Annotated in this window: 29 protein-coding genes; 7 read left to right on the top strand and 22 right to left on the bottom strand. The window is 63.1% G+C overall.

Annotated features, from left to right (window positions below):
• Nucleotides 1-3 precede the first annotated feature (3 nt).
• Together R3C98_RS05190 and R3C98_RS05185 are read left to right on the top strand one after the other, a co-directional pair.
• Complete coding sequence (locus R3C98_RS05190) at nucleotides 4-645, top strand: hypothetical protein (RefSeq protein WP_371313048.1); 642 nt, start codon at nucleotides 4-6, stop codon at nucleotides 643-645.
• Nucleotides 645-1826: a M23 family metallopeptidase gene (locus tag R3C98_RS05185; RefSeq protein WP_371313047.1), complete on the top strand. Its 1182-nt coding sequence runs from the start codon at nucleotides 645-647 to the stop codon at nucleotides 1824-1826. The genes R3C98_RS05190 and R3C98_RS05185 overlap by 1 nt, the downstream gene beginning before the upstream one ends.
• Nucleotides 1827-1832: 6 nt before the next feature.
• On the opposite strand, the gene msrB is transcribed toward R3C98_RS05185, so the two are convergent.
• The 3 genes from msrB to R3C98_RS05170 all read right to left on the bottom strand — a co-directional run bounded on the left by msrB (nucleotide 1833) and on the right by R3C98_RS05170 (nucleotide 3614).
• Nucleotides 1833-2369 carry a peptide-methionine (R)-S-oxide reductase MsrB gene (msrB, locus tag R3C98_RS05180; protein ID WP_371313046.1) on the bottom strand — a complete coding sequence of 179 codons (537 nt, stop codon included), beginning with the start codon at nucleotides 2367-2369 and terminating at the stop codon, nucleotides 1833-1835.
• A gap of 67 nt (nucleotides 2370-2436) precedes the next feature.
• A complete protein-coding gene (locus tag R3C98_RS05175; protein ID WP_371313045.1) occupies nucleotides 2437-2676 on the bottom strand; it encodes a DUF2164 domain-containing protein in 240 nt (79 codons plus the stop codon).
• A complete protein-coding gene (locus R3C98_RS05170; RefSeq protein WP_371313044.1) occupies nucleotides 2673-3614 on the bottom strand; it encodes a prephenate/arogenate dehydrogenase family protein in 942 nt (313 codons plus the stop codon). Before R3C98_RS05170 ends, R3C98_RS05175 begins: the two co-directional genes overlap by 4 nt.
• A 150-nt stretch (nucleotides 3615-3764) precedes the next feature.
• Here R3C98_RS05170 and R3C98_RS05165 point away from each other — a divergent pair, with 150 nt between their 5' ends.
• Entirely contained in the window at nucleotides 3765-4145 is a 381-nt protein-coding gene (locus tag R3C98_RS05165; RefSeq protein ID WP_371313043.1) for a DUF983 domain-containing protein, read from the top strand.
• 12 nt (nucleotides 4146-4157) lie between these two features.
• Here R3C98_RS05165 and R3C98_RS05160 read toward each other — a convergent pair whose 3' ends face one another.
• Entirely contained in the window at nucleotides 4158-4502 is a 345-nt protein-coding gene (locus tag R3C98_RS05160; RefSeq protein WP_321488147.1) for a P-II family nitrogen regulator, read from the bottom strand.
• 56 nt (nucleotides 4503-4558) lie between these two features.
• Nucleotides 4559-5302, bottom strand: coding sequence for a class I SAM-dependent methyltransferase (locus R3C98_RS05155; RefSeq protein ID WP_371313042.1), 744 nt, complete (start codon nucleotides 5300-5302; stop codon nucleotides 4559-4561).
• Between the two features lie 51 nt (nucleotides 5303-5353).
• On the opposite strand from R3C98_RS05155, the gene gloB reads away from it, so the two are divergent.
• Both gloB and R3C98_RS05145 read left to right on the top strand, forming a co-directional pair.
• Complete coding sequence (gene gloB / locus R3C98_RS05150; protein ID WP_371313041.1) at nucleotides 5354-6127, top strand: hydroxyacylglutathione hydrolase; 774 nt, start codon at nucleotides 5354-5356, stop codon at nucleotides 6125-6127.
• Entirely contained in the window at nucleotides 6127-6573 is a 447-nt protein-coding gene (locus R3C98_RS05145) for a cupin domain-containing protein (protein ID WP_371313040.1), read from the top strand. The genes gloB and R3C98_RS05145 overlap by 1 nt, the downstream gene beginning before the upstream one ends.
• On the opposite strand, the gene R3C98_RS05140 is transcribed toward R3C98_RS05145, so the two are convergent.
• From R3C98_RS05140 to cysS, 6 genes are all read right to left on the bottom strand, one after another.
• Nucleotides 6570-7382, bottom strand: coding sequence for a glycosyltransferase family 2 protein (locus R3C98_RS05140; RefSeq protein ID WP_371313039.1), 813 nt, complete (start codon nucleotides 7380-7382; stop codon nucleotides 6570-6572). The genes R3C98_RS05145 and R3C98_RS05140 overlap by 4 nt on opposite strands.
• Entirely contained in the window at nucleotides 7379-8623 is a 1245-nt protein-coding gene (locus R3C98_RS05135) for an O-antigen ligase family protein (RefSeq protein ID WP_371313038.1), read from the bottom strand. The genes R3C98_RS05140 and R3C98_RS05135 overlap by 4 nt, the downstream gene beginning before the upstream one ends.
• Before the next feature lie 65 nt (nucleotides 8624-8688).
• Nucleotides 8689-10659: a threonine--tRNA ligase gene (gene thrS, locus R3C98_RS05130; protein WP_371313037.1), complete on the bottom strand. Its 1971-nt coding sequence runs from the start codon at nucleotides 10657-10659 to the stop codon at nucleotides 8689-8691.
• Between the two features lie 378 nt (nucleotides 10660-11037).
• Nucleotides 11038-11385 (bottom strand): membrane protein insertion efficiency factor YidD, encoded by a 348-nt coding sequence (gene yidD / locus R3C98_RS05125; protein ID WP_371313036.1) that lies wholly within the window; start codon nucleotides 11383-11385, stop codon nucleotides 11038-11040.
• Nucleotides 11369-11863 carry an iron-sulfur cluster assembly scaffold protein gene (locus tag R3C98_RS05120; RefSeq protein WP_371313035.1) on the bottom strand — a complete coding sequence of 165 codons (495 nt, stop codon included), beginning with the start codon at nucleotides 11861-11863 and terminating at the stop codon, nucleotides 11369-11371. Before R3C98_RS05120 ends, yidD begins: the two co-directional genes overlap by 17 nt.
• Before the next feature lie 25 nt (nucleotides 11864-11888).
• Nucleotides 11889-13274: a cysteine--tRNA ligase gene (cysS, locus tag R3C98_RS05115; RefSeq protein WP_371313034.1), complete on the bottom strand. Its 1386-nt coding sequence runs from the start codon at nucleotides 13272-13274 to the stop codon at nucleotides 11889-11891.
• A gap of 364 nt (nucleotides 13275-13638) precedes the next feature.
• Between cysS and folE the strand changes: the two genes are divergently transcribed.
• Nucleotides 13639-14256, top strand: coding sequence for a GTP cyclohydrolase I FolE (gene folE / locus R3C98_RS05110; protein ID WP_371313335.1), 618 nt, complete (start codon nucleotides 13639-13641; stop codon nucleotides 14254-14256).
• A gap of 77 nt (nucleotides 14257-14333) precedes the next feature.
• Here folE and R3C98_RS05105 read toward each other — a convergent pair whose 3' ends face one another.
• The 11 genes from R3C98_RS05105 to R3C98_RS05055 form a co-directional block, all read right to left on the bottom strand.
• A complete protein-coding gene (locus R3C98_RS05105) occupies nucleotides 14334-15263 on the bottom strand; it encodes an aminotransferase class IV (RefSeq protein WP_371313033.1) in 930 nt (309 codons plus the stop codon).
• Entirely contained in the window at nucleotides 15260-16036 is a 777-nt protein-coding gene (locus R3C98_RS05100) for an alpha/beta hydrolase (protein WP_371313032.1), read from the bottom strand. Before R3C98_RS05100 ends, R3C98_RS05105 begins: the two co-directional genes overlap by 4 nt.
• A 23-nt stretch (nucleotides 16037-16059) precedes the next feature.
• Nucleotides 16060-16575, bottom strand: a complete 516-nt coding sequence (locus tag R3C98_RS05095; protein ID WP_371313031.1) for an RNA pyrophosphohydrolase — start codon at nucleotides 16573-16575, stop codon at nucleotides 16060-16062.
• Nucleotides 16572-17882 (bottom strand): divergent polysaccharide deacetylase family protein, encoded by a 1311-nt coding sequence (locus R3C98_RS05090; RefSeq protein ID WP_371313030.1) that lies wholly within the window; start codon nucleotides 17880-17882, stop codon nucleotides 16572-16574. The genes R3C98_RS05095 and R3C98_RS05090 overlap by 4 nt, the downstream gene beginning before the upstream one ends.
• Before the next feature lie 94 nt (nucleotides 17883-17976).
• Nucleotides 17977-19308: a S41 family peptidase gene (locus R3C98_RS05085; RefSeq protein WP_371313029.1), complete on the bottom strand. Its 1332-nt coding sequence runs from the start codon at nucleotides 19306-19308 to the stop codon at nucleotides 17977-17979.
• Between the two features lie 26 nt (nucleotides 19309-19334).
• Complete coding sequence (locus R3C98_RS05080) at nucleotides 19335-20570, bottom strand: murein hydrolase activator EnvC (RefSeq protein ID WP_371313028.1); 1236 nt, start codon at nucleotides 20568-20570, stop codon at nucleotides 19335-19337.
• Between the two features lie 35 nt (nucleotides 20571-20605).
• Entirely contained in the window at nucleotides 20606-21136 is a 531-nt protein-coding gene (locus tag R3C98_RS05075) for a hypothetical protein (RefSeq protein ID WP_371313027.1), read from the bottom strand.
• A 6-nt stretch (nucleotides 21137-21142) separates the two neighbouring features.
• The gene (locus tag R3C98_RS05070) at nucleotides 21143-22588 is read right to left on the bottom strand and encodes a M28 family peptidase (protein ID WP_371313026.1); all 1446 of its coding nucleotides are present in this window, start codon (nucleotides 22586-22588) and stop codon (nucleotides 21143-21145) included.
• A gap of 83 nt (nucleotides 22589-22671) precedes the next feature.
• Entirely contained in the window at nucleotides 22672-23283 is a 612-nt protein-coding gene (locus R3C98_RS05065; RefSeq protein WP_371313025.1) for a redoxin domain-containing protein, read from the bottom strand.
• A gap of 82 nt (nucleotides 23284-23365) precedes the next feature.
• Nucleotides 23366-23905: a GNAT family N-acetyltransferase gene (locus R3C98_RS05060; RefSeq protein WP_371313024.1), complete on the bottom strand. Its 540-nt coding sequence runs from the start codon at nucleotides 23903-23905 to the stop codon at nucleotides 23366-23368.
• A gap of 118 nt (nucleotides 23906-24023) precedes the next feature.
• Nucleotides 24024-24800: a Bax inhibitor-1 family protein gene (locus R3C98_RS05055; RefSeq protein ID WP_371313023.1), complete on the bottom strand. Its 777-nt coding sequence runs from the start codon at nucleotides 24798-24800 to the stop codon at nucleotides 24024-24026.
• 357 nt (nucleotides 24801-25157) lie between these two features.
• Here R3C98_RS05055 and R3C98_RS05050 point away from each other — a divergent pair, with 357 nt between their 5' ends.
• Nucleotides 25158-25493: a DUF2853 family protein gene (locus R3C98_RS05050; RefSeq protein WP_371313022.1), complete on the top strand. Its 336-nt coding sequence runs from the start codon at nucleotides 25158-25160 to the stop codon at nucleotides 25491-25493.
• The last annotated feature ends 40 nt before the right edge of the window (nucleotides 25494-25533 follow it).

Raw genomic sequence — 25533 nt, 5'->3', positions numbered from 1 at the left:
GCCATGAGGAAGCGGATTGCCATCGCATTGGTGCCCGCCTGCGCCCTGCTGGGTCTTGCTGGCTGTGACAAGTTCATCCGGGGCATGGGCGACGATGCCGGCACCGAAATCTCCAAGCCGGCGGAGGCCGCCCCGGCGGCAGAGACCGCGGCCGCGGAGGCGGACAAGCCCGTCTACACGCAGGCGATGAGCGCCGAAGCCGAAATCAACTGGGCCGCCGCCCGCAACGATGTCGCCTCCAATTCCGGCAGCAGCGGGAACTTCATGACGGCCTCGCAGGAAGGTGACCCGCCGCCGGTGCCGGTCATGCTGCCATCGGGGATCGTGCTGCCGCAAGACGCTGAATCCGATGTGAAGTTCCAGCCGCTCAGCGACGGCTATTTCGCCTTCTATCCGGGAACGGATTACAACATCGTCGTGAACGGCACGAACGAGATCATCGGCGAGCGGTCGCCGGGCGTCACGGACACGCCGATGCGTTTCATCCCGACCATGAGCGGCGCGCAGGTGGCCTTCACCAAATATGGCGCCGATTACCTGATCGAGTTCGAATGCACTGTGGCGGATGGCGAGCATGCCGACTGCATCAGCGAGGAAGACGCGCTCTCCATCGCCGACTCCCTCGTTGCCGTGAGGTCCCGCTGATGAAACAGACCCGTTCCCTCCTGCTTGGCGCAGCGGCGCTGATGACACTTGCTGCGTGCGATTTCGTACGCTTCCCCGGCGATGGCGGCCCGCCGCCCACGACGCCGGAAGCCGGACCGGCCATCCCCCCGGGTGCGCCCGGCCCGCCGCCGCCCGGCACACCGGTCACCGACCCATACGGTACGGGTGATCAGCCGGCCGATACACCGGACGCTGGGTCGGTCGATACGGATACGGATTCCAGCACGGATACGCCGGACACGGCCGACACGGACACACCCGATACCGATCCCGGCACGGACGCGGATACGCCGGTCGACACACCCGCTGATACGCCAGCTGACACGCCTGTGGACACTCCGGATGATTCAACCGATACGGCCGATACGGACACCACCCCACCGGTGGACACCCCGGTCGACACATCAGAACCGCCTGCTCCGATAGAGCCGGCCTTCTCCTTCTATGGCCCGGGCGCCCTTCTTCCGGGCACCGGTGAAGGATCGGAAAATGAAACCATTTTCGCGCCTGATATGGTGTTCCCGATCAAGGACTCTCCGGCCTATCTCCAGTCCATGGTGTTCACCTTTGGCGGCGGCATGGTCGGCGGCGACCAGTGCGATTCGCGAAACTTCGAATATCCGTGGCGGGACAATTTCTGCGAAACGCGGACCTCCAACCGGAATTCGGCCTATTGCCCGATCAGCAAGATCCACCAGGGCCAGGACATCCGCGTCGGCACACCGGCAAGCTGCCAGTCGGAACGCTCCACATCTGCGGCGGATCGTGACGCGCATGAGGTTGTCGCGGTGGAAAACGGCATCATCTCGAATGTCGGCTCTTACAGTGTGAACCTCCGTTCCGGCGGCCGGATCTACAAATACCTGCACCTCAACATGAAGAAGCTGTCGGTGAAGATCGGCGACACGGTGAGTGCAGGCGACACGATCGGCTATGTCTCGAACGATTTCGGCGGCACGCCCACCGTGCTGCACCTCCATTTCGAGATCACGCAGAACAATGGCAATGGCGGCTGGGATTATGTCCCGCCCTACACGTCACTGGTCGCAGCCTATGAACGGCGCGAGAATGGCCCCGGCGAACTGATCGACGATGGCGATGTCGCCATCGCATCTGTCCCGGCCTTCGTCATTCCGGAAGGCGTCGAGATCATCGAATAAGTGGCATCAGGCGGGCCGGAAGGTCAGCGCGACGCCGTTATTGCACCAGCGCTGGCCTGTGGGTGCGGGCCCGTCATTGAAGACGTGCCCCTGATGGCCGAGGCAGCGCGCGCAGTGATATTCCGTTCGCGTATAAAACAGCTTATGGTCGTCCTTGGTGCCCATGGCGCCCGGAAGCGGTTTCCAGAAGCTCGGCCAGCCTGTGCCGGAATCGAATTTCGTCTCTGAGGAAAACAGCGGCAGGTCGCACCCGGCGCAATGATAGGTGCCCTCGCGCTTTTCATGCTCCAGCGGAGACGTGAACGGGCGTTCGGTGTCTTCCTGACGCAGCACGGCGAAGGCTTTCGGATCCAACCGCTCTTTCCATTGGGCTTCCGTCAGGCTGCGCCATTCGCTATCGGCGAATGCATCGCTGTCCTTGCCTTCACCTTTAGATTCAGGGGCGGCATTGCTGGTGCCACCGGAACAGGCGGCGATCACGAGGGAAGCGGCACCTGCAAACAGGAGACCGCGGCGGGACAGTATGGAAGTCGTCGGTTTCATGCTTCTTCCCTACAGTCCGAGTGCCCTCGCGGGCGACACAATTTCACGTGAGATCGTGTGAGCGGCTTCAGACGCCCCCATCGACCCAGACTTCGCCAGACAGATCATCCAGCTTGTCCTGGAAATGTGCGCGCACGTCTTCCACCGCCTGATTGTAGACTGCCGGGCCCAGCTGTTTCAGCATCAGCGCAATGATGGCTTCGGCACGGAAGCCGCTAAGGTCCTCGTCGAACTCCTCAGCGAACAGGCGCCGCAGGTGGCCTGCAAGCGCTTCGCGCCGGTCGTCCGAGAGGGTCAGCGGTTTCATGCGTCCGGTTTAGCACCATTTTGGTTCCGGCCGAAGTTCACCGCGCCGGAATCCTGCCCAGCATCGATGACGGCCTTTCGGATCGTCCGGGCACGGGAGAACTCGTGCATCAGGAAGTCGCCATCACCCCAGCGGATTGCCCGTTGCAGGGCGGCAAGATCTTCGGAGAACCGGCCAAGGCATTCCAGCACGGCTTCCTTGTTGTTCAGGAACACGTCGCGCCACATCACCGGGTCCGAGGCGGCAATCCGGGTAAAGTCCCGGAAACCGCCCGCCGAGAACTTCACCACTTCACCCTCTTCCACCGTCTCCATGTCGAACGCGGTGGAGACGATGTTGAAGGCGATCAGGTGCGGCAGGTGCGAGGTGATGGCCAGCACGCGGTCATGGCGGGCCGGATCCATCGTTTCCACCTTGGAGCCGAGCACCACCCAGAACGCCTTCAGCCGGTCCGCCGCGGCATCATAGGCCTCACCCTTCCCGCTTTGCGGAGTCAGGATGTACCAGGCGTTGCGGAACAAGGTCGGGAAGCCGGCTTCCGGGCCCGATTGCTCCGTGCCCGCCACGGGGTGGCCGGGGATGATGAACACCCGCCCGTCATCGGCGGAGGCCAGCGCTTCGGCAGCCTGCTTCTTCACCGAGCCCACATCCGACAGGATCGCGCCTTCCTTCATGTGCGGCACCGCGGCCTGCGCGACCGGTGCCAGCGCGCCGACCGGCACGCACAGGATCACGCAATCTGCGTCTTTCACTGCATCGGCCAGCGTGCCTGCCACCTCGCCGATATCCAGCCCGGCAGCCCGGGCCCGGACATCGTCGCTCGCATCATAAAGCGAAACAGACCCGGCCGCGCCATAGGCCGTGGCGGCCCGCGCGATGGATGAACCGATCAGGCCCGCGCCGATAATGGCGATCCGCTCGAATATGGGGTCAGACATCTGGTGGTGTTCCGTCTTGCGAATTACAGCCCGCTCTGGTGGGCAATCGGGCCCCGCCCGTCAAGTGCCGCCCGGCCCCGCGTGCCATCTGTCGCATTGAAGTCTGCCGCTGCCGACACGATGTGTCGCCTCAGCCCCCGGAGTGCCTCCATGTCGAAACCGTCCCCCATCCTGTCCGGCCTGCAGCTGAAATGCGGCAATTGCGGCGAAGGAAAACTGTTCAGGAGCTACCTGAAGCTGAACGATTCCTGCCCGGTCTGCGGACGGGAAATGACAAATGAAGACACGGCCGACGGCCCGGCCTTCTTCGTCGGCTTCGGCGTGTTGATCCTGGCGGCGCCGTTCATGTTCATCGTGCCCATGATCCCGATGCCACTGGGCTTCAAGATCCTGGCATTTCTCGTGATGTCCGCCATCATGATCGGCCTGATCCTGGCGGCGCTGCCCATCGCCAAGGCCGTGCTGCTGAACCTACAGCTGCACCACGGGGCCGAAGAGGCCCATTTCGGCAAAGAAGATGACGGCGCCTGAGGCGTTGAAATCCTAGTTGGAGACGGCCAGTTCGTCGCGTTCGCCGGTGCGGATGCGGATGACGGAGCCGAGATCCAGGATGAAGATCTTTCCGTCACCGATGGTTCCGGTGTTCGCTGCCTGCGTGATGGCGTCAGCAAACCGCTCTGCGGCATCATCCGGACAGGCGACCTCGACCTTCACTTTCGGAAGCAGGCGCACCTCGTATTCCGCGCCGCGGTACACTTCGGTCTTGCCGAGCTGGCGGCCGTAACCGCGCACCTCTGAAACGGTCAGACCGGTGGCGCCGACTTCGGAGAGCGCGTCGATGACCGCGTCGAGCCGGCTGGGCTTGAAAATGGCTGTGACAAGCTTCATGGCGCTTCTCCTAGTAGTTGCTGCAGGTGCGAAGTATCTGCCGCTTATATGACACGTCAATGACTTTCGCGTTTTGGGGAAGGTACAGGACGGGGAATCCGTACCTTTTCGGTAACAGGTGCTGGTGCCCCACCGCCCGGGCTGGCGTAAAGCCGCTTTACGGCCTCCACCAGCACGACCCCGCCAAATCCGGGCGCGATCAGGTTGCCGATCGCCTCCCAGCCCTCGGCCGCAGATGTGACGAGGCTGGCCGAAACGGGCGGCATGTAGAGCGCGCTGGTCGAAGCCGTGACCTGGAAGAGACCGGATGAGAGCAGGCTCATCAGCTGCGGCCGCGTCCAGGGGCGCCCCTGCCCGAACGGCGTGCGCGTCGCCCGCGACCAGAGCCCGCCCCGGTTCGCCGCTGCCAGCACGATGCGCCCTTCCGGCGCCGTGATCCGCCAGATCTCGCGCAGGTAAGTGCGCGGATTGCCGGCCTCCTCCAGGCCGTGCATCACGATCACCCGGTCGAACATGCCATCGGGAAATGGCAGCCGGTCGTCCCCCACTGCCACAGTGGCGTTGCCGCGGCCGGAATAATCCCACCGCACCGGCCCATGTTCGTGCGGCACGGCGGCGACGATCCGCGATGGCGCCTCGCCGAACGCGTCCAGCACCGGGACCGCAAAGCCGAGCCCGAGCAGCGACAGGCCCCGCGCATCGCCCCACAGATCCGTCAGCTTGCCGGACAGGATGCGCGCCGCCGCCTGCCCCAGAGGAGCAGAGTAAAAGCGTTCGAGCGTGACAGCATCCTGACGCATGGGTTTCCCTGTGCTAGGCCAATCCGAAGGAGACGTCTTCAGGAGACAAAGATGACCAAGATCACCCTCGACGTACACCGATTTCCCTGCCTGAATGATAATTACGGCTACCTCGTGCATGAGGCCGTTTCCGGCCAGACGGCCGCCATCGACACGCCCGACGCGGACAAATACCTCGCCGAAGCAGACCGGATGGGCTGGCACATCAGCCATATTCTGAACACGCACTGGCACCCGGACCATGCTGGCGGGAACATGAAGATCAAGGACGCCACCGGCTGCACGATCTACGGCCCCGCCGGTGAAGCGGAGAAGATCCCCGGTATCGATGTGAAGCTGAAGGAAGGCGACATTGTCGAGCTCGGCCGCGCGACCGCCCGCGTGCTGGACGTGCCGGGCCATACGCTCGGCCACATCGCCTATCACTTTGCAGAGCAGAGCAAGGCCTTTGTCGGCGACGCGCTCTTCGCGCTCGGCTGCGGCCGCGTGTTCGAAGGCACGATGGAGATGATGTGGGCGAGCCTCTCCAAGCTGAAGGCCCTGCCGCCTGAGACGATGATCTACTGCGCGCACGAATACACCCAGTCAAACGCCCGCTTCGCCGAGACGATCGAGACCGGCAATGCAGACCTCGCGGCTTATGTGAAACAGATCGACGAGACCCGCGCCAAGGGCCAGCCGACCGTGCCAACCCGGCTGGACAAGGAGCTCGCCACCAATCCCTTCCTCCGCGCGGACCTGCCGGAACTGCAGGCCGCCATGGGGCACCCCGGCGACGCCGTCGCCACCTTCGCCGAAATCCGCGGGCGCAAGGACAGCTTCTGATGCAGGCCATCTCCGGCGACCTTGGGGCGCGGGAGGTGATCCGCCTCCTGAACATGACGTCGCATCCGGAGGGCGGGCATTATGTGGAGACGTTCCGCGCCCCTGCCCCCGAAGGGGAACGCCCGGCTTCCACGCTGATCCATTTCCTGCTGCAGGCGGATGAAGTCTCCGCCTGGCACCGGGTGGATGCCGACGAAATCTGGCTGTGGCAGGCAGGCGGGCCGCTCGTGTTGACGACCGCCACGCCCGAAGGCGCCGACCCACGCGCCGTCACACTCGGTCCGGATTTGCGCGCCGGGCAGTCGCTGCAAGGCGTCGTGCCCGCGCATCACTGGCAGGCAGCCGAAACGCTGGGCGCATGGACGCTGGTGTCTTGCGTGGTGGCGCCGGGCTTCGACTTTGCAGGCTTTGAACTCGCGCCGCCGGACTGGCGGCCAAAAGCCTAGCTGCGCAGCCGCATGGCCAAACCGATCAGTGGCACCATCAGGGCCGTGGCCAGTTTCTCACCCGGCGTTCTCGCAAACTTGCGGAAATAGCGCTTCAGGCTCGCCGCCTTGTGCGCCTTTACGACGGCCGATGGGGCATCGGAGGTCGACGTGTAGTGCAACGCCCCTGCCTTCGGCTGGTAGGTGACAGAGCCCCCGGCTTCGATGGCCCGGCGGCAAAAGTCCACATCCTCGACATGCAGGAAATAGGCTTCGTCGAACCCGCCAAGCGCTTCGTAATCCTCCCGGCGGATCAGGAAAAAGGCGCCGGTAATCGCGCCGGTGCGCACCGGTCCATCCGGCTCAGCTGTCCCGTCCAGCGCCCATTTTCCCAGCCCGATCGCATTCCACAGGGTGAGCGTGTTGCGGCGGGCACCGCGCCCTTCCCGGCCATCGAGACCGAAGATCCGTCCCCCGACGATGGCGGGCCGCGGCGCGTCCTGCACCGCCCCCACCATCGGCCCCATCGCGCCGCGCTTGATCACGCAGTCCGGATTGCAGGCGAGCAGAAGCTCGCCGCTGGCTTTTTCCGCCGCCCGGTTCATCGCCGTGCCAAAGCCCGGATTGCCACCCTCACGGACCAGCGACGACTTCGCGCAGCCCGCCACGAACCGGTCGATCCAGGCCTGCTGGGCTGGCGGGTTGCCATTGTCCACGATGACGATCTCGGTGATGTCAGGGTCACCCTTCAGGGCGTAGAGGCATTCATGCAGACGCGGCCCGGTATGATAGGTCACCACAAGGGCGCTGATGGCCGGCAGCGTGCTCACAGCGACTCGCGGCGGCGCTTCGCCAGCAGGATGATGGCGATGGCAGCCAGCGCCACGCTCGACCAGAAGGCCTCGTTCCACATGTTGTAGGCAAAGTTGAACAGGCTGAACGCCACGCCCGTGACACCGGCAATGGCGAAGCGGATGTCTTCGCGCATCTTCGCAGGTTCTGGCAGGCGGAAGCCCAGCAGCACCAGCGAAAACCCGACCAGAACCGCACCGATCATGCCCGTTTCGGCCCAGATCTGCAGCGCCATATTGTGCGGATGTCCCGGTATGACGGCGTAGTCGGCCCAGCTGTCAGGCAAATGAGCGAGCCAGTCCGGATGGTCGGAATAGGTTTCCCGCCACGTCTTCGAGGCGGCAATGCCATGGCCGACAAAAGGCCGCTCGGCGACCTTTTCGATCACGACATGCCAAGCCCAGGCCCGGGACTGGAACGAGCCTGGCAGATGGATGTTGTAGGCTTCCAGCAATCTCAGAATCGTTCCGATCAGCATCGGAGCCGACGCGATATAAGCGCCGATACAGGTGAACAGGATACGGAAGCCGAGCTTCGGCAGCGCCTGAACGAGGCCCATCGCCACCATCATGAAGACAAGCCCGATCATCGCACTCTGCGTGTCCACACGGGTGAAGAACAACAGGCTCGCCACCACCAGCAATGCCACGACCGGCTTCCAGAAGAATTGCGGGCGCGCCGACAGGTAGGCAATCAGGATGGGCAGGATCAGCGCAAAGGCATTCGCATTGCGCCCGAAATTCTGGATGCCGGGCGTCTGTGCAACCGGGTCTGCTCCGTAGACCGCCGCAAGCAGCGGGCCGGAGAAAATGACCGAGACGGCTAGGATCAGGCCCTGCGCGGCGAAAGCGCCGAGCATGACGCGGGACGAAACCTGCGCGCTGCCGTCGGCAATACGCATCGCCCCGCCAACCGCCAGAAAGGTGAATGCGGCTGTAAAGAATATCCTGAGGCTGGTCGCCTTTACGGCAAAATTGCCTTCCAGCAGGCTGCCGCTGACAAGCTGGCCCGAATTGGGTGACCAGGTCTCCCCCACGATCACCCAGATCACGAACAGGATGGCCGGAACGGCATAGAGCGCCGGCGGCCATTTTGGCCGGGCAAGCGCCAGAGCCGGCAGGGCCGCCAGCGCCAGGAGGAGCGCATAGCCCTGCCCGCCCAGGAGACCCATAATCGGCCAGAGCACAAAGACAGCTGCAAGCACGGGCGCGTAGGACATGAGTCGCACTTCTATTCTACTCGCCCCGTTTGTCAGCTGCCCAGTATCAGCCGTTCAGAATCGTCTCAGGCCTTCAGGTCCGGCGCAAGGCCTTCCTGCGACAAGAGCGTGGCCGCTTCGTCCAGCGCGATGATCTGCTGGCCGTTCGAGCCGAGCCGGCGCAGCGCCAGTGTGCGCTCCTCCGCCTCCCGCCCGCCGACAACGGCGATGACCGGCACTTTCTGCAGCGAATGCTCGCGGACCTTGTAGTTGATCTTCTCGTTGCGAAGATCCGTTTCCACGCGCAGGCCCGCCTTGCGGAGTGCCTCGGCGGCCTCCTCGGCATAATCGTTCGCAGCATCCGTGATGGCGGCCACAACGACCTGCACCGGAGAGAGCCACATCGGGAAGGATCCGGCGAACTCTTCGATCAGGATACCGATGAAACGTTCCAGAGATCCGAGGATCGCGCGGTGCAGCATGACCGGGCGCTGCTTCGAGCCGTCGGACGCCGTGTACTCAGCTCCCAGACGTTCCGGCAGCACATAGTCGAGCTGCAGCGTGCCGCACTGCCAGACGCGGCCGATGGCATCCGTCAGCTGGAACTCCAGCTTCGGCCCGTAGAACGCACCTTCGCCCGGCATGATCTCACATGGCAGGCCGGCGGCCTCGACAGCGTCGGCAAGGCCTTTCTCGGCCCGGTCCCACGTCTCGTCGCTACCGGCTCGCACGTCCGGACGCGTGGAGAGTTTCACCGCGATGTCTTCGAAGCCGAAGTCGCGATAGACGCTTTCCAGAAGGCGGCAGAAGCGGATCGACTCCTCGACGATCTGGTCTTCGCGGCAGAAGATGTGGGCATCGTCCTGCGTGAACTGGCGGACGCGCATGATGCCGTGCAGCGCGCCGTGCGGCTCGTTGCGGTGGCAGCAGCCGAACTCGGCCAACCGCAGCGGCAGGTCGCGATAGGATTTCTGGCCCTGCTTGAACACTTCGACATGCGCCGGGCAGTTCATCGGCTTCAGCGCCATGAGCTTCGCATCTTCCGGTACGGAGATTTCCACGCCCTCATCGCCTTCCGGGATGAAGTCCGGCACGATGAACATGTTCTCGCGATACTTGCCCCAGTGTCCGGATTTCTCCCACTGGACCGAGTCCATCAGCTGCGGCGTCTTGATTTCCTCATAGCCGGCCTCATCGAGACGGCGGCGCATATAGGCCTCGATCTGGCGCCAGATCTGGTAGCCCTTCGGATGCCAGAACACAGAGCCGGCAGCAGCCAGGCCATCCAGGTGGAACAGGTCGAGCTGCGTGGCGAGCTTCCGGTGGTCGCGCTTCTCGGCTTCTTCCAGGCGATGGAGATGCGCCTTCAGGTCCTTCTCGTTCGCCCAGGCCGTGCCGTACATGCGCTGCAGCATCTCGTTCTTCGAGTCGCCACGCCAGTAAGCGCCCGCCAGCTTCATCAGCTTGAACGCTTTCGGCAGTTTGCCCGTGGACGGAAGGTGCGGGCCACGGCAGAGGTCGAACCAGTCGCCCTGCTTGTAGACCGTGATGGCCTCGCCCGGCGGGATGATGTCGTCGATGATCTGCGCCTTGTAGTCTTCGCCGATCTTCTTGAACGTCTCGATCGCTTCGTCCTTGTCCCAGACTTCGCGGATGATCGGGTAATCGGCGTCGATGATCTCGGCCATCTTCTTTTCAATCTTCTCGAAATCGTCCGAGGAGAACGGCTCTTCGCGGGCGAAGTCGTAATAGAAGCCGTCATCGATGACCGGGCCGATCGTGACCTGAGCATCCGGATAGAGTTCCTGGACGGCCTGCGCCAGCACGTGGGCGGCGTCGTGACGGATCAGCTCAAGGCCTTCGGGGTCGCGGTCGGTGATGATGGCGACACTGGCGTCGCCTTCGAGGGGGCGTACGAGGTCCCACACCTCACCGTCCACCTTGGCGGCGAGGGCCTTCTTGGCCAGTGATTTGGAAATGCTCTCGGCCACATCCTTCGGCGAGGCGCCGTCGGCATATTCCCGCTCTGAGCCATCGGGCAGCGTAACTTTGATCATCGGTCTTCTTCTTCGATTTCACTCGCCCGCGCGGGGCGTAAATTCCAACGGCCCGGAAAGCCTTGTTCTAAAGCCTTATGCGGCGGCTTGCTTAGCGCTTCTTTACCTCTTTTCCCACCCTCAAAGCGGGCGGGCTGCAGTCAGGCGGCTTCCGGAATGGGATCGAGCTCTAAATGGTCCATAAACGGTGTTTATATGGTCCTGTACATGGTGTTCCGGCGCATTCAGGCCGTACCAGTCAGAGCTCGGTTTCAGGGAATTTTTGGCGGGTGCATGAGGCGGGCGCGCACGGGTGTGCGGGCCGAAGGCGCGTCAGGCACCCCGGCGGGTTCGTGTGGTCAGAGCGGTGATCAGACGAAAATCCATGGCGGCGATATGTCATGCCTCGGGGGATTTTTCAACCGGTTTGCAGGCATGGGCCATTCGCTTTCCGGACCAGTCGCCATAGCGCCAGGGCTGCCAGAGCGGCACGTCCGGCTTTGTTTCCGGCGGCGGATCGCAGCCCATCGTGCCACCCGGTCGGCAGCGCAGGAAGCGCGCCAGCGTCATCCAGAATCCCGGCCACCAACCAAAGCGCGAGACGCATTCGGCCCCGTATTCACTACAGGTTGGCGTATGCTGGCACCGCGCGCCAAAGGCCCACATCACCTGGCTCGGCCCATGTTTGTAGACCCAGAGCAGCGCATAGGCCGCCCGGCGGCGCAGGCTGTTATTCGGCGGCTGCACGGGATGATGCGCGCTTCTGCAACGCTTCCTCGATGGCGGCAACGGCAGCGTCGAAGGCGAGCATGGTGGAGGCGTGGCGGGGCGGATAGTCGGCCACGGGCTCGAGATGGCGCAGCTCCCAGAACCGGCCTTCGGGCGGCGGGCCGCCGTCTTTCAGCATGGCTTTCAGGGCATCACGTGCGGCGATGATTTCGGAAACCGGCGCACCGACGGCATGCTCTGCAAGGATCGCGGTTGCCGCCTGCCCGAGGGCGCAAGCCTTTGGATCGACAGCGATTTCCGTGACGGTTTCGCCCGCCTCGTCCAGCTTCAGGTCGACATTCACGACCGAGCCGCAGACCCGGGAGACCTTGGTCACCGAGCCTTCGGCATCGCTGAGCCGCCCGACATGCGGGATGCCGGCGGCCAGTTCGAGAATGCGGTTGTGGTAAAGCTCGCTCATCGCGCCGAAGATGGCCCTGCCCTTCCGCCAGCGCAAGGCGGCGAAAGGGCCTCAGGCATCCCTACACCCGGCGCCAGGTCGAGCCGCCCGCCCCGTCCATGATCTCGATGCCTTCGGCAGCGAGTTCATTACGGATCCGGTCGGCCTCGGCCCAGTCCTTGGCGGCGCGGGCATCGACCCGGGCCTGAACGAGGGCGTCGATGCGGGCGTTTTCGTCATTGTCCACGCCCTGCTCCCACTCTTTCGGGGACTGGGTAAGCAGGCCGAGCAGCTTGCCTGCTTCCAACAGGTTCGCTTTCGCATTGGCCATGGCGGCGGCGTCTTTCTGGTCGGCGGCGGTGTTTGCCTCACCCGCCAGACGGGAAAGCTCAGCCAGGGCTTCCGGCGTGTTGAGGTCGTCCTCCAGCGCGCGCAGCACGCCCGTGTCACGGGCTTCGCCGCCGTCAGCCTCCCACACGCGGCGCAGGGCGCCATAGATGCGGTCGAGCGTGGCCTTGGCCTGTTTCAGCAGGTCTTCGGTCCAGTCGAGCGGGGCGCGGTAATGCCCGCTCAGCATGGCGAGGCGCAGCACTTCGCCCGGCCATTTCTGCAGCAGATCATGCACCAGCACGACATTGCCGAGCGATTTCGACATCTTCTCCCCGCCCATATCCAGGAAACCGTTGTGCAGCCAGTAGTTCGCCATGACCTCGCCGTGGGCGCATTCGGACTGGGCGATCTCGTTCTCGTGATGCGGGAATTGCAGGTCGATCCCGCCGCCATGAATGTCGATCGTCTTGCCGAGATGCTTGGCCGCCATGGCAGAGCATTCGATATGCCAGCCGGGGCGGCCCCTGCCCCACGGGCTGTCCCAGATCGCGTCTTCCGGCTCGCCGGGCTTGGCAAATTTCCAGAGGGCGAAGTCGGAGGGGTCGCGCTTGTCTGGATCCACCTCCACGCGGGCGCCCGCCTCATTGTCTTCCAGCTTTCGGCCGGACAGCTTGCCGTAGTCGTTCATCTGACGGACCGAGAACCAAACGCCTTCCTTGCCGACATAGGCATAGCCGCGGCGCACCAGCTTCTCGATCATGTCGATCATCTCGGCCACATGGTCTGTCGCCCACGGCTCGATGCTGGGCGGCAACACATTCAGCGCTGCCGTGTCTGCATTGTAGATCCCGGCATATTTCTTCGTGATCTCGGCAATCGGCGCGCCGGTTTCCAGCGAAGCCTTGATGATCTTGTCCTCGATGTCCGTAATGTTGCGGGCGTAGACGACCGCGCCCGCGCCATAGGTGCGGATCAAGAGGCGCCGCAACACATCGAATACGATGGGCGGGCGCGCATTGCCGATATGGGCGTAATTATAGACCGTGGGGCCGCAGACATACATCGTCACGCGTTTAGGGTCCTGCGGCTCGAAAACGCGTTTTTCACGCGCAGCGGTGTCGTAAAGGCGGATGGTCATTTGTGTCTCTGGATCGGGTTTGTTCGGGAAAATGCCGGCAGGGCCTGTTTCTGACAGCCCTAATGGCGCGTTGCGGCCTCAGCGGCAACAACAGCAGCAGCAACAAAGGGAAAATGCGCGCGCGAACATGGGCGGGGCGATACCAGTTGACGCCGCGAAAAGCAACTCATCCGCAATCCAGTGACGCTCCGTCACCGTAGAATCCGCTGGAAACCGGGGCTTAGGCCCCTTATGTTCCTGATTATCGCCCTGAGGGTACAACTCCGGGCGGGCGTTAAGTCCGGGCAAGAAGGCGTGAAAGACCTTCAAGGGACGCCCCGGCTCGACCCCCGTCCCTCAGTCGAAGGACTCCTAAACTATGGCCATGGACGCCATCACACCAAAGAATGAAATTGCGCGCGCGGAACCCGTGAAACGCCCTTCCCAGGAAGAAGCCGAAGAAGCGGTTCGCACGCTGATCGCGTGGGCGGGCGACGACCCGGCCCGTGAAGGCCTGATCGATACGCCCAAGCGCGTCGTCAAGGCTTACGAAGAATGGTTCTCGGGCTACACCGAAGACCCGGTGAAATACCTTTCCCGCACCTTCGAAGACGTTCAGGGCTATGACGACATCGTCATGCTGCGCGACATCGATGTGGAAAGCCATTGCGAGCACCACATGGCCCCCTTCCTCGGCAAGGCCTATGTCGCCTACATGCCGACCGAAGCGGTTGTCGGCATCTCCAAACTGGCCCGCGTGGTGGAGATCTTCTCCAAGCGCCTGCAGACGCAGGAAACCATGACGTCCCAGATTTGCGACGCCATCACCGAAAGCCTCGCCCCGATGGGTACGGCTGTCCTGATCGACGCCGTGCATGAGTGCATGTCGACCCGCGGCGTGCACCACAAGGACGTGTCCACGATCACGACCCAGTTCACCGGCGTGTTCAAATCGGACGCAGACCTGCGCAACCGCTTCCTGCGGATGACCGGCCGCGGCTAAAGCCTGAGGGCCCTGCCCTCCACGAAACAACGAGAGAGGCGCCTGTCATTCGCGGGCGCCTTTTTCTTTTGCGGGTGTCAGCCGATCGGCGTCAGGCTGCGCGCCTGCAGCGCCTTGTAGGCTTCGCGGATCTTCTGCGAGATCGGACCGTCGATGGTCTCGATGGACCGTCCGTCCACTTCGCGTACCGGCGTCACGCCCGCGAACGTGCCGGTGATGAAGGCTTCGTCTGCGGAATAGACGTCAAACAGCGAGAAGCGTTTCTCGAAGACCGGGATGCCCACTTCGCGGCAGGTCTTGATGATGTTGCCGCGCGTGATGCCGCCGAGACAGTATTCCGGCGGGCTGGTCCACACTTCCCCGTCACGCACGATGAAGAAATGAGTCGAGTTACAGGTCGCCACAAAGCCCAGCGGGTCCAGCATCAGGGCTTCGTCGGCGCCCGCCTTGTCGGCCTGAATACAGGCGAGGATGCAGTTGAGCTTCGAATGGGAATTCAGCTTCTGGTCCTGCTCGGCGGGGCCGGTCCGGCGCACATGCACGGTAAACAGTGTAACGCCCGTCTCCACGATCTCCGGCACGGGTGTCTTGTATTCCGGGATGATCACGATGGTCGGCTTGGTGATCGTGAAGCGCGGCCCCTGATAGGGCGTTTTCTTGACGCCGCGTGTCACCATCAGGCGGATGTGGACGCCGTCCTCCATCCCATTCGCCTTCAGGCAATCTGTCAGGCGGGCCCTCAGCTCGTCCTTGGTCAGGCCGATATCCATGTCGAGCGTCTTCGCCCCGGCCCAGAGGCGTTTCAGGTGTTCCGGCAGGAAGGCGATGCCGCCATCCATGACGCGCAGCCCCTCCCAGACACCGTCGCCCAGGATGTATCCGCTGTCGAAGACCGACACGACCGCCTCGTCCCGCTTCTTCAGTTCGCCATTCACCGAGATCAGGATGTCCGCATTGCGCGGATCGGTGAGGTAATCGTGAACGCCATGGGCGTCGTCTTCCATCATGCGTCTTCTTTCACGCGCGTGCGGGCGAGCCAGCCGGCAATGTCCGACGCGACCTGGTCCGTACCCGGTTCATCGACGATCCAGTGAGCGTTTTTCGGATACTCCATGAAGTCTCCGGCTATCGCCGCGTTCTTGTACTTCTCACCGACTTTGCGAACCGCCGAAGCCAGCGTCGCGCGATCCTTGCCGGCAGCAATCGTCAGCGTGGGGATCCTGATTTTCGACTCGTCGATCTCCACCCCATCGGTCAGGTCGCCATAGACCTTTCCGGAATCGTAGAGCGCGTGGGAATAGATCTCTTCCCGAAGGCGTTTCGGCACACAATTCGTGACGCCAAAATCGAAGCCCGTCCGCCAGACCTTGTAGGATTTCTTGCGGTTCTGCTGGAGAAGGATGTTCAGGAAAGTGAAGACCACGCTCGGCCCGATCACAGCACAGCCTTTCGGCTGGGCCGGTGTCAGGAAGACGGCTTGCGACACATCCCCCTTCTCCGCCAGCACCTGCGCGATGAGGCCGCCCATCGAGTGCCCGATCACGGCAGGCTTTTGCCCGGTCGCTTTCTCGATTTCGTGCGCCTTCGCCGACATCGAGGAGATGTAATCGTCGATGCCGAGCTCGGCGAGCGAGGCGGGCGGATTGTCTTTCACCCGGCGGGCGGGGAACAATGTCGGCGCTTCACACGTCCAGCCATCGGCTTCGAACACCGGGATCATCCTGTCCCATACGTCGCCGCCGCATCCGACGCCGTGGATCATCAGCAGTGTCTTCGTCATGCCCCTTTGCCCCTCCTCCGGGTTCAGCCCTGGGGCACCTTGCCGCCGAGAACCGGCGCCGTCCAGCGCTCAAAACGAACAGCGACTTCGGCATAGACGGCCCGTTTGAAGGGCACGACGAGCGAAGGCGTCTCTTCCAGCTGCGCCCAGCGCCAGGCGTCGAATTCAGGTGTATGCCGGTCCAGCCGTACGTCGCTATCGGATCCCTTGAAGCGGAAGGCGAACCATTTCTGCCGCTGGCCGAGATACGGCCCCGGCAGGCGTTTCTTCAGGTCTGGCGGGAAATCGTAATAGAGCCAGTCTTCGGTTTCCTGCAGCGTGTCGACCAGCTTGGCCGGAACACCGACTTCCTCTTCCAGCTCCCGCAATGCGGCCTCTGCCGGGTCTTCGCCCTTGTCGACTCCGCCCTGCGGCATCTGCCACTGGAAAGAGCCGCGGCCATTGATGCGGCGGCCAATGAAGACGTGTCCGGCCTTCGAAAAGAGGGCCAGGCCGACATTCGCGCGATAGCGATCGGGATCCTGCTTAACCTGTGTCACCCGTGTGGATTTACAGGAGGCTGCTCAAGGCTGCCAGTGCGAACACTGTCTTCGCTTGGAATTTCCGCGGATGCGGCCTTGGCTGCCAGGGCGGAGGCGGGCGCAAGCACAATGCCTTTCTGCTCCAGCCCGGCGGTCCAGGTCTTCACCATTTCGATGGTGATCGGGAAGGCATAGCCCGCACCGAGGGCCGCGCCGTTTTCAAGCGCCTGGCTCTCAAGTTCCATGAATTCGGACGAGATGTCTTCGGCCGAAAGCTTCGCATCGATGGCCGAATCCGCCCGCACATAGCGCAGGCGTGTTTCACCGCTCAGCTGCTTCATGTTCGCAGCATCGAGGCCGCCATCGTCGATGAAAGCGAGGCCCCGGTCGGACACGGCCTGCAGCATTGGCTTCATCGCGGCCTCGTCGTCACCGATCTTGGAGCCTTGCGAATTGATCAGGCCGAAATAGCCGGTGGAGCGGCTGAGAATCCGGTCGAGGCGGGCCTGGTTGAGCGCTTCGTTGTCGCTGGCCAGCAGGGTCAGCGGGTGCATTTTCATCCGGCCATAATCATAGGCTTCCATCGGCGTTTCGATCAGCACTTCATGGCCGGCGGCGCGGGCGCGGTTGATCCATGTCTGCAGGCTGGTCGCGTCTGGCGCAAAGGATAGCGTCACTTCCGGCGGCAGCTCCTCGATCGCAGACTTTGTATGTGTCGCGTTGATGCCGAGCCCGCCGACAACGATCGCAACGACCGGCTTGTTGCCGGGATTGATGAATGGCCGCGCATAGGCATCTGCCGGGGCAAGACCATCCGGAGAGACGCGCGGCAGGGTCATGCCGTTCAGGCGTTCCGTCATGCCGGCAATCGGAGCCCGTTCCAGCGAAACGACGCGCGTGACATCGCCATAGGACTCGCCGGGCTTCACCAGCTTGCCATTGATCCGGACGCCAATGGTTTCGGCATCCCCTTCCCCGACAGGGTCAGCCGTCTCGGCGGCGGCCATGACTGTTTCGTCCGGTGCCTCGATGCCGAGATCAGGCAAGTCCCCCGAGCCGGCCTCTTCGCTATAGTCCGGCGTTTCGATCGAAAGGCGGGCTGAGACGACGTCCGTTTTCAGGCGCGTCTTGAGCGGAGGGGCTGCAGAATTCGTCGTCTCGAACAAAGCCAGCGTCTGCTTCGGACCGGCTTCGGACGGATCACCCATCATGTAGATGGCCAAACCCAGCGCGCCGGCGATACCACCGAACACCAACAGGCTGAGACCCGTATGCATAACGCCTGCGCGCAGCGGAGACGGCTCAGCATCCCGGCGATTTGCCATGTGGCAACCTCGTAATCAAATCCAGTCGACTCTGAACGACCAGATTTGCCTCAATCCGGTTAACAGGTTGCAAACGAAGGTTAACCGAATGCTGTTATCCGGCCCGCTTCAGTCCGTTGCTGGCGGTGATCACGCCGTCCTTCAGCATCTGCTTGGCGCGGTCCAGCTGGTAGTCTTCACCCTTGTAGTCTTCCGGCGGTTGCTCGTCCGGCATGGTCAGGGCGTGACGCTCGGCACCTTCCTCATTTTCGAGCGCATGGGGCAGGTCGGCTTCGGAGAAACGCGTAATCCTGGCCAGCTCTTCTTCCGTCAGGCGGGCCTGCGAGATCGACACGTCGGGCTCAATGCCCAGCGCCTGGATCGAATGGCCGGACGGGGTGTAGTAGCGCGCCGTGGTCAGGCGCAGGGCGCCGCGGTCTGCGCCGAGCGGCGTCACTGTCTGGACAGAGCCCTTGCCGAAGCTGGTCGTGCCGACAATGGTCGCGCGGCGGCGGTCCTGAAGGGCGCCGGCAACGATTTCGGATGCCGAGGCGGAGCCGCCATTGATCAGGACGATCATCGGCACGCCTTTGAAGACCTCGCCATTGTGCGCCATGTAACTGTCGATATCGACCGTACGGCGGCCACGTGTCGAGACGACTTCACCGCCCGACAGGAACATGTCGCTGACCGACACGGCCTGGTCGAGCAGGCCGCCGCCATTGTTGCGCAGGTCCACAATGATGCCGCGCGGACGACCGCCCGTTTTCTCGGAAATACCATTCACGGCCGCTTCGAGCAGAGGCGTGGTGCGCTCATTGAAGGTCGAGATGCGGACATATCCGATGTCATCGTCATCGAGCTGCCAGGTCACGGATTTCTGCTCGATCACTTCGCGGGTCAGCGTCACGTCAAACGGGTCTTCCCCTTCGCGCAATACGGTGATGTCGATCTGGGTACCCTGCTCGCCGCGCATCTGCTTGACCGCATCGTTCAGCGTCTGGCCGATGATCGGCAGGCCGTCGATGGCGGTAATCAGGTCGCCCGGCTGGATACCGGCCCGGCTGGCGGGCGTATCGTCCATTGGCGAGATCACCCGCACGAAACCATCTTCCATGGTCACTTCAATGCCGAGGCCGCCATATTCGCCGGACGTCTGTACCTGCATGGATTTGAAATCGTCGGCGTTCAGGTAGCTCGAATGCGGATCGAGGGAGGTCAGCATGCCATTGATGGCCGCTTCCATCGCCTTTGGTTCGTCAATTTCAGTCACATAATCCTGCCGGGCGCGGGCGAGGACTTCGGCAAACAATTCAAGCTGCTGGTAGGTGACCGTGCGCGGATCGGATGGCTGAACCGCGTCCTGAGGCGCTGCGATGGCGGAAAGGCCGACTGCCGTCGCTCCGAGGATCAAACCAACTCCGGTGCCAATCAGCAATGAACGCATGTTCCAAACCTCTCTCATACACAACCTCAACCGCGGCGTGGTAACCAGTCTGCCGGATTCATCACCGTGTCGCCAAGCCTCAATTCCATATTGAGCTCAGGAGGCGGGTCAGACCGGTCAGGCATGCGGCCAACCGGTTCGCCGGTGGCCACATTCTGGCCTTCGGTGACGTAAATACGGCTCATTCCGGAAAGGATAACATGGTATCCGTCACTCGTCCGCAAAATTAGCATCATGCCGTAAGAGCGGAACGGACGGGCATATTCCACCGTTCCGGCGATCGGCGCGGTGACCTGCGCCTCGCCCCGTGTGGAGAAGGTGACCCATTCTGCCTTGCCACCAGCGGCCAGCTTGTCCCCGAAGGCATGCAGCACGCTGCCGGCCACAGGCTGTTGCAGCGCACCCAGCGCCGCATTGCCGAGCGGACGGGTCGACGGGGAAACAGGATTGGGCTTCGGCGAACTTGGCGAGGCCGAGACAAGCCGTGGCCGCAGGGACGGTTTCACGCCCGGCGCTGACGGCGCGGCAGATTCCAGTGCACTCAGCAGGCCCCGCAGCGTATCGGCCTGCGCGCCCAGTTCTGCCGTCCGCGACTTCAGCCGCGCGATATCGCCGGAAAGGTCCTCGAAAGCGCCTCGCTTGGCGGCTGCCAGGCGCTCGATTTCCACCTGTTTCAGGGCCAACGTTGCCTCTGCAGCCTCAAGACGGGCCTTTTCGCCGCGAATCCGGCGCTCCAGCGTGTTCAACTCGTCGATCTCGGCGCGCACCGTTTCGGTCCGGGCAGCAAGACGCGGCGTGGTTTCACTCATCAGGATCGCCCGGCGCACGGCCGTATTCGCCTTGCCCGGCGAAATCACAAGCGCCGGTGGTTTACGCCGGTTCGACGCCGCGAGCGCCGCGAGCAGGTCTTCAAGGGCCTGCTGGTCTTCCAGAAGGCGCATCTGGGCGGTCACACGCCGGGTGCCCAGATCGGCGAGGCTTTTCTCGGCCTCGGCAGCCTGATCCTCCCGGCGGCGGGATTCCATGGCGGCGGCGATCAGTTCGGCATCGACATTGACGATATCCTCGCGGGCTTCGTCGCCGCTGGCCTGAAGGGCCGCAAGTTTCTGCTCTGCGACCCGTTTTTCCGATTCCAGCGCTTCGAGTTCCTCACGCGAGAATGTGTCCGGCGCAGCCGCGGCCAGCAGCAACAACGAGACCGCCGGTGCCATGGCCCGGAAAACACGGGCGCCGAAGCTGTATGCGCGGGATTCGGGCATCATCCGGCCAGTCTTGCCGAAAGATCATGACCTGCACATTAACCAGCCGGGGCCAACGCCCGCTCAAGTGCGGAAATTTCATCCCGGATCAGGGCGAGTATCACGCCATGCCCCTCCACCGGGAAGGATGGGTGGGTCAGGCAGATCTGTTGCAGGACCTGCAGGATAGAACGGTACGCATCGTTCACTTCTGGTTTTTTTACCCCGTCCGGGCCGTGCAATACGCCATTTCGGGCTACCACCACCGTTTCGATGTCGCGCAGCACCCGTCCGGGCAGTTCCAGCAATTCGGGCGGGTTGAGATATTCGGTTGACCGGGCCCGGCGCAGGAGAAGGGCAATCGGAGCGAACCGGTCCGGCTGGGCGGGGTCTGTCACATCCCCCTCCCCGGCACTTTCATAGCCGGAGAGCGTAGCAACGAGCCCCGCCTGCAGCGCCGAGACGAGCGCCACGGGCACCCAGCGGCGGCGCGGCAGATCCATCTCGCTGCCGGCAAGCTCCCGCCGGGCGAGTTTCAGCCCTTCCAGCACTGCCGCGAGGGCCGGGCCGATCCGCTGGCGCGGGACCATCCGGCCTTATTCTTCGGCTTCTGCTTCTTCCGGTTCGGCCGGCTTGCGGAAATCCCAACCGGAATCAGCTGCCAGATAGGTGAAGGCCGCATAGACGCTGACATTCTGGCGGAAAGCATCCGGCTCGATCTTGTCGAACGTGTCATCCGGCGTGTGGTGATAGTCGAAATAGTCCCAGCCATCCTGCGCCGGGGTCGCCACCGGCACGCCGGAGCGGGCCAGCACGCCAATGTCCGGGCCGCCCCAGGCAAGATTGTCTCCGGCGGCAACGCCATAGCGGGCGAGTACGCCCTGGATCTTTTTCGCATAGTCCAGTGCGCCTTCCCCGAACCGGGTCTGGAACTGCCAGATATAGCTCGCGCCATGATCGCTTTCGGAGGCGAGAACATGCTTGTCCAGTTCATCCGTATGCTGACGGGCATAGGCATCGCCGCCGAACAGGCCGATCTCTTCAGACCCATAGAGCACGACGCGGATCGTCCGATCCGGTTTGCCCGGCAGCTGGTCGATCAGCTTTGCTGCGCCGACAACGATGCCGCAGCCAGCCCCGTCATCGATCGCACCGGTGCCAAGATCCCAGGAATCGAGATGGCAGCCGATCAGCACGATCTCGTCCTTGTTCGCGCCGCCTTCGACTTCGGCGATGACATTGCCGGACGGTGCGGCTTCTGCGGTCTCGACGCCGATATCGAGATTGACCGTCACCGGCCCGCGTTCCAGCAGGCGGGCCAGCTGGTCGGCATCCGGGGCAGACAGCGCCGCCGCCGGGATCGGGCCCATGGGCTTCGCAACGCCATCCGGACCGCGCCGGTCGATCCCGCCCGTATGCGGCCGGCGGAAATGGTCTGTTCCGACCGAGCGGATCAGACAGGCGACTGCGCCTTTCGCAGCAGCCACTTTCGGACACGCTGCGCGCTTTGCCACTGCCAGGCCGTAGCCGGCGCCGGTCTGGGTACGGGTCATGAATTCATCGATGAAAACAATCTTCCCGGCCACATCCGCATCGTCGGCGGCCTGCAGGTCAGCCAGCAATTCAAAGCGGACAATGCCCGCTTCCAGCCCGCCTTCCGGCGTTGGGGCACTGCCGCCCAGCGCCGTGATGATCAGCGGCTGGGCGCTGTCCCCCACCACATGGGCGGTCTCATGTGTCCGCGCCCAGTAAGGCACGGTGAAGTCTTCGACATGGACATTGGAAAAGCCCATCGACTTCAGTTCGGCGACAGCCCAGTCGCGCGCACGCTTCTCGTCCGGAGAGCCCGCCAGTCGGGGCCCGATTTCGGTGGTCAGGTCTTCGACAAACTGGAGGCCGATATTGTCCCAGGTCCCGGCATTGGCCAGCGACGTTGCCGTCTGCAGGATTTCCGCCTCACGGTCAGCAGGCTCCTCGGCGGTCGCGGTGATCGTCTGGCAAGCGGCAAGCGCGCCGAGCGCGGCAAAGGCAATCAGTCTCATCTGAAATCTCCGGAATGATTTGCGCGAACGCTAGGCCATTCCGGTGACAGTTGAAACCCATGGGAACTGATCGGGGTGCGGGATCAGAGCGCCGCAGCCATCTCCAGAACCGCATCGACCGGCGGACGGTTCTTGTAACCCTCTTCCCGCATCACGGCTTTCACCGTGCCGTCGGCAGCGATGAAGATGATCGCCGGGTGCGGGATGCCGTCAAAGCGGGAACCGGCAGGTACATCCGGATTACGCAGGTCGAAGGCGTCGATGGCGGCTGACCCGGTATCGGAATAGAGACCGTAAGGCAGCGATTTTGCGGCCTTGAAGTCCGCCAGCGTTTCGGGGCTGTCATAGGAAACGCCGATCAGCGTCCAGCCAGCGTCGCCCAGCGGGGCGGCGGCGTCTTTCAGGTCGATCAGCTGCTTTTTGCAGAAGGGACACCAGTCGGCAGAGCGGAAAAAGGCGACGACCGTGCCTTTCTCCCCGGCAAGGTCGGTGAAGCTGACGGCGCCTTCCGGCCCGATCACGGACACGGCCGGAGCCGGCTGGCCGACAATGGGGCCAACCCGCATCTCCTCCGCCATGGCGGCGCGTTCGGCTTCGCTGGTCTTCGCGGCGAGTGTTGCATCGGAGGCTTCCTGCGCGACGGCAGCGGCGGGCAGGAGCGCGAGGAGCGAAGCAAGAGAGGCAGTGCGGATCATGGACGTTTCCTTTTCTTCCGCCCCAGCATTAACGGGGCCCTCCCCGACGCGCGATGCACGAGCCCGTGAGCTCACGCAGCCGTTACCGCCGGGCGCGCCAATCGTCGGCGCTTTGGCCATACACGTCCCACCTGATATCGGCGAAGGGTGCCGGGGCCTGCGCCTCACGCAATTTGCGGGCGCCGAGCTTCGCGGCCACTTTCAGCGACGGGGCGTTCTGCGGATCGATGCAATGGATCACCTCGTCCCAGCCGAGGATGTCGACCGCATAATCGATCGCCGCCGAGACACCTTCTTGGGCATAGCCCCTGCCCTGCGCACCCTTTGTCAGGCCATAGGCGATCTCGGTGCCCGGCCAGCCCACCGGTTGCCAGGGGCCGAGACGGCCGATCCATGTCCCGGTCGATTTCTCGATCACCGAGAACATGGAATAGCCGCGGATCGTCCACGCCCCCGCCAGTGCACAGAGAGACCGCCAGACGGTGGACGGCTCCATCACGCCGCCGATGAAACGGGCCGTTTCCTCGTCGGCCATCATGGCGCACATGGGCTCGAAATCCTCCGCCTGCGGCGGGCGCAGGATCAGCCGGCTGGTTTCGATGGTGGGGCCGAGGGTTCGCATGGGACTTTGCTCCGGGCGGGCGATACATGTCTGCCGATGTCACCGGATTCTGCGTTTCCGGCAAAGAAAAAGCCCCGCCGGTCCGGGCGGGGCTTCTGATAGTCCGTTATGATCCGTCTTAGTCGCGCGACAGCAGCGACAGGATCGTCGTGAAGATGTTGTAGAACAGGATGAAGAAGTTCAGCGCACCCCAGTTCGTCATCACGGCGAGGCCACGCTGGTCCCCTTCAAGCGCGAAGTAGGAGCGCTTCAGATTCTGCGTATCGAATGCAACCAGCACACCCGAAATCGCCAGCACACCGACGGTGATAGCGGTTTCGAAGAAGCCCGACGGCGGGAACAGGAAGCTGAGCAGCGACATGCCGACAATGCCCCAGAGGGCAAAGATGGCGATGACGCCGATCGGCTGCAGGTCACGCTTGGTCGTATAGCCATAGAGCGACAGCGCCCCGAAGGCCGTGGCCGTCAGGAAGAAGGCCTTGGCAATGGTGATGAAGGTCGTCGAGTAAACGATGCCTGCGCGACTGGCCGCCTCGGTGTTCATCGTGGCCATCAGCACCCAGACCGACAGGCTGAGGCCCAGCAGGGTGACGATTGTCCAGTAAAGGACCGCCGTTCCCAGCGGCGACGGCCGGCGCATGGCGAAGGCTGAAATCAGGATCAGCGCGATCGGGCCGAACTGCACAACAAGGCGGAACGGCGAGAACAGCACGAATTCGGTCAGCGCGGGGACGGAATTGGAACCGACCAGGAATGCCAGGGCGCCTGCCAGTGCAATGCCGTAGGCAAGCTTCTGATAAACGCCCAGCATGAAGGCGCGCAGGCCCTCATTGACCGACATGTCCATCGAGCCTGCGCCGGTCGCCGGCGAATAAGCACGATTGAAATCATTCATAGGTATCAAGCCCTTTCTCTCTACCAGGTGGGTAATTTACCCGGAACATGGGCGAAATATGGGAGGGCTTGCCCCGTTGTGCAAGCAAAACCGGACACCCCTTCAACTTCTTCATGGATCGGATTGGCTCAGGCGTGGAAAAACACTTCAAGTCGTCAAGCTGAATACTTGGTTACGGAGAGACTATTACTTAAATCCCGCGGATCATGACAAAGCATTCGTAAATTGATCGCATAACCGGTTGAAGCTTTCCGGAAGATATCCAGAAGTGGATTGACTAACCCCGGGCCAGATATAATCTTCTGGATGTGGCGTAACTCCAGCAGTGGGGCCGCCTAAGCACTAGGGGATACAATTATGGCAGACGCATCGGCTTACGCCGAAAATATCAAGAAATACGCGAATGGTGGGTACAATCAGGCCGCCGCCGAGAAGATCGTGGGACATCTCGGCATCGCCCTGCGCAACAAGGACAGCTCCATCGTCGCCTGCAGCGACTCAGGGGAACTGGACCGTGTGCGGGAAAAATGGTGCCGCGGAAAACTGGGCCTCGCCGAGAAACAGGGCGAACTGGACGCCGCCATCAAGACAGTTTGCGAACAGATGAGCGCCGAAGGTGGTCAGAAATCGCGGGTGACCTTCTACTATCTGCTGGCTGAGCACTTCGGAAAGCTCGCAGAGCTCGGCAGCTGATCCGGTTATTCATGACAACAGGCAAACCCGGCCCCATCAG

Origin of the sequence: Hyphomonas sp., from assembly GCF_041398465.1 — a bacterium.
Lineage (GTDB): Bacteria > Pseudomonadota > Alphaproteobacteria > Caulobacterales > Hyphomonadaceae > Hyphomonas.
Note: the sequence above shows the minus strand (reverse complement) of the source record. Positions and strands in the feature narration are given on the sequence as shown.

Coding starts and splice junctions, on each gene's coding strand:
- R3C98_RS05190 (WP_371313048.1), top strand. CDS start 4: ATGAGGAAGCGGATTGCCATCGCATTGGTGCCCGCCTGCGCCCTGCTG.
- R3C98_RS05185 (WP_371313047.1), top strand. CDS start 645: ATGAAACAGACCCGTTCCCTCCTGCTTGGCGCAGCGGCGCTGATGACA.
- msrB (WP_371313046.1), bottom strand. CDS start 2,369: ATGAAACCGACGACTTCCATACTGTCCCGCCGCGGTCTCCTGTTTGCA.
- R3C98_RS05175 (WP_371313045.1), bottom strand. CDS start 2,676: ATGAAACCGCTGACCCTCTCGGACGACCGGCGCGAAGCGCTTGCAGGC.
- R3C98_RS05170 (WP_371313044.1), bottom strand. CDS start 3,614: ATGTCTGACCCCATATTCGAGCGGATCGCCATTATCGGCGCGGGCCTG.
- R3C98_RS05165 (WP_371313043.1), top strand. CDS start 3,765: ATGTCGAAACCGTCCCCCATCCTGTCCGGCCTGCAGCTGAAATGCGGC.
- R3C98_RS05160 (WP_321488147.1), bottom strand. CDS start 4,502: ATGAAGCTTGTCACAGCCATTTTCAAGCCCAGCCGGCTCGACGCGGTC.
- R3C98_RS05155 (WP_371313042.1), bottom strand. CDS start 5,302: ATGCGTCAGGATGCTGTCACGCTCGAACGCTTTTACTCTGCTCCTCTG.
- gloB (WP_371313041.1), top strand. CDS start 5,354: ATGACCAAGATCACCCTCGACGTACACCGATTTCCCTGCCTGAATGAT.
- R3C98_RS05145 (WP_371313040.1), top strand. CDS start 6,127: ATGCAGGCCATCTCCGGCGACCTTGGGGCGCGGGAGGTGATCCGCCTC.
- R3C98_RS05135 (WP_371313038.1), bottom strand. CDS start 8,623: ATGTCCTACGCGCCCGTGCTTGCAGCTGTCTTTGTGCTCTGGCCGATT.
- thrS (WP_371313037.1), bottom strand. CDS start 10,659: ATGATCAAAGTTACGCTGCCCGATGGCTCAGAGCGGGAATATGCCGAC.
- cysS (WP_371313034.1), bottom strand. CDS start 13,274: ATGACCATCCGCCTTTACGACACCGCTGCGCGTGAAAAACGCGTTTTC.
- folE (WP_371313335.1), top strand. CDS start 13,639: ATGGACGCCATCACACCAAAGAATGAAATTGCGCGCGCGGAACCCGTG.
- R3C98_RS05105 (WP_371313033.1), bottom strand. CDS start 15,263: ATGATGGAAGACGACGCCCATGGCGTTCACGATTACCTCACCGATCCG.
- R3C98_RS05100 (WP_371313032.1), bottom strand. CDS start 16,036: ATGACGAAGACACTGCTGATGATCCACGGCGTCGGATGCGGCGGCGAC.
- R3C98_RS05090 (WP_371313030.1), bottom strand. CDS start 17,882: ATGGCAAATCGCCGGGATGCTGAGCCGTCTCCGCTGCGCGCAGGCGTT.
- R3C98_RS05085 (WP_371313029.1), bottom strand. CDS start 19,308: ATGCGTTCATTGCTGATTGGCACCGGAGTTGGTTTGATCCTCGGAGCG.
- R3C98_RS05080 (WP_371313028.1), bottom strand. CDS start 20,570: ATGATGCCCGAATCCCGCGCATACAGCTTCGGCGCCCGTGTTTTCCGG.
- R3C98_RS05075 (WP_371313027.1), bottom strand. CDS start 21,136: ATGGTCCCGCGCCAGCGGATCGGCCCGGCCCTCGCGGCAGTGCTGGAA.
- R3C98_RS05070 (WP_371313026.1), bottom strand. CDS start 22,588: ATGAGACTGATTGCCTTTGCCGCGCTCGGCGCGCTTGCCGCTTGCCAG.
- R3C98_RS05065 (WP_371313025.1), bottom strand. CDS start 23,283: ATGATCCGCACTGCCTCTCTTGCTTCGCTCCTCGCGCTCCTGCCCGCC.
- R3C98_RS05060 (WP_371313024.1), bottom strand. CDS start 23,905: ATGCGAACCCTCGGCCCCACCATCGAAACCAGCCGGCTGATCCTGCGC.
- R3C98_RS05055 (WP_371313023.1), bottom strand. CDS start 24,800: ATGAATGATTTCAATCGTGCTTATTCGCCGGCGACCGGCGCAGGCTCG.
- R3C98_RS05050 (WP_371313022.1), top strand. CDS start 25,158: ATGGCAGACGCATCGGCTTACGCCGAAAATATCAAGAAATACGCGAAT.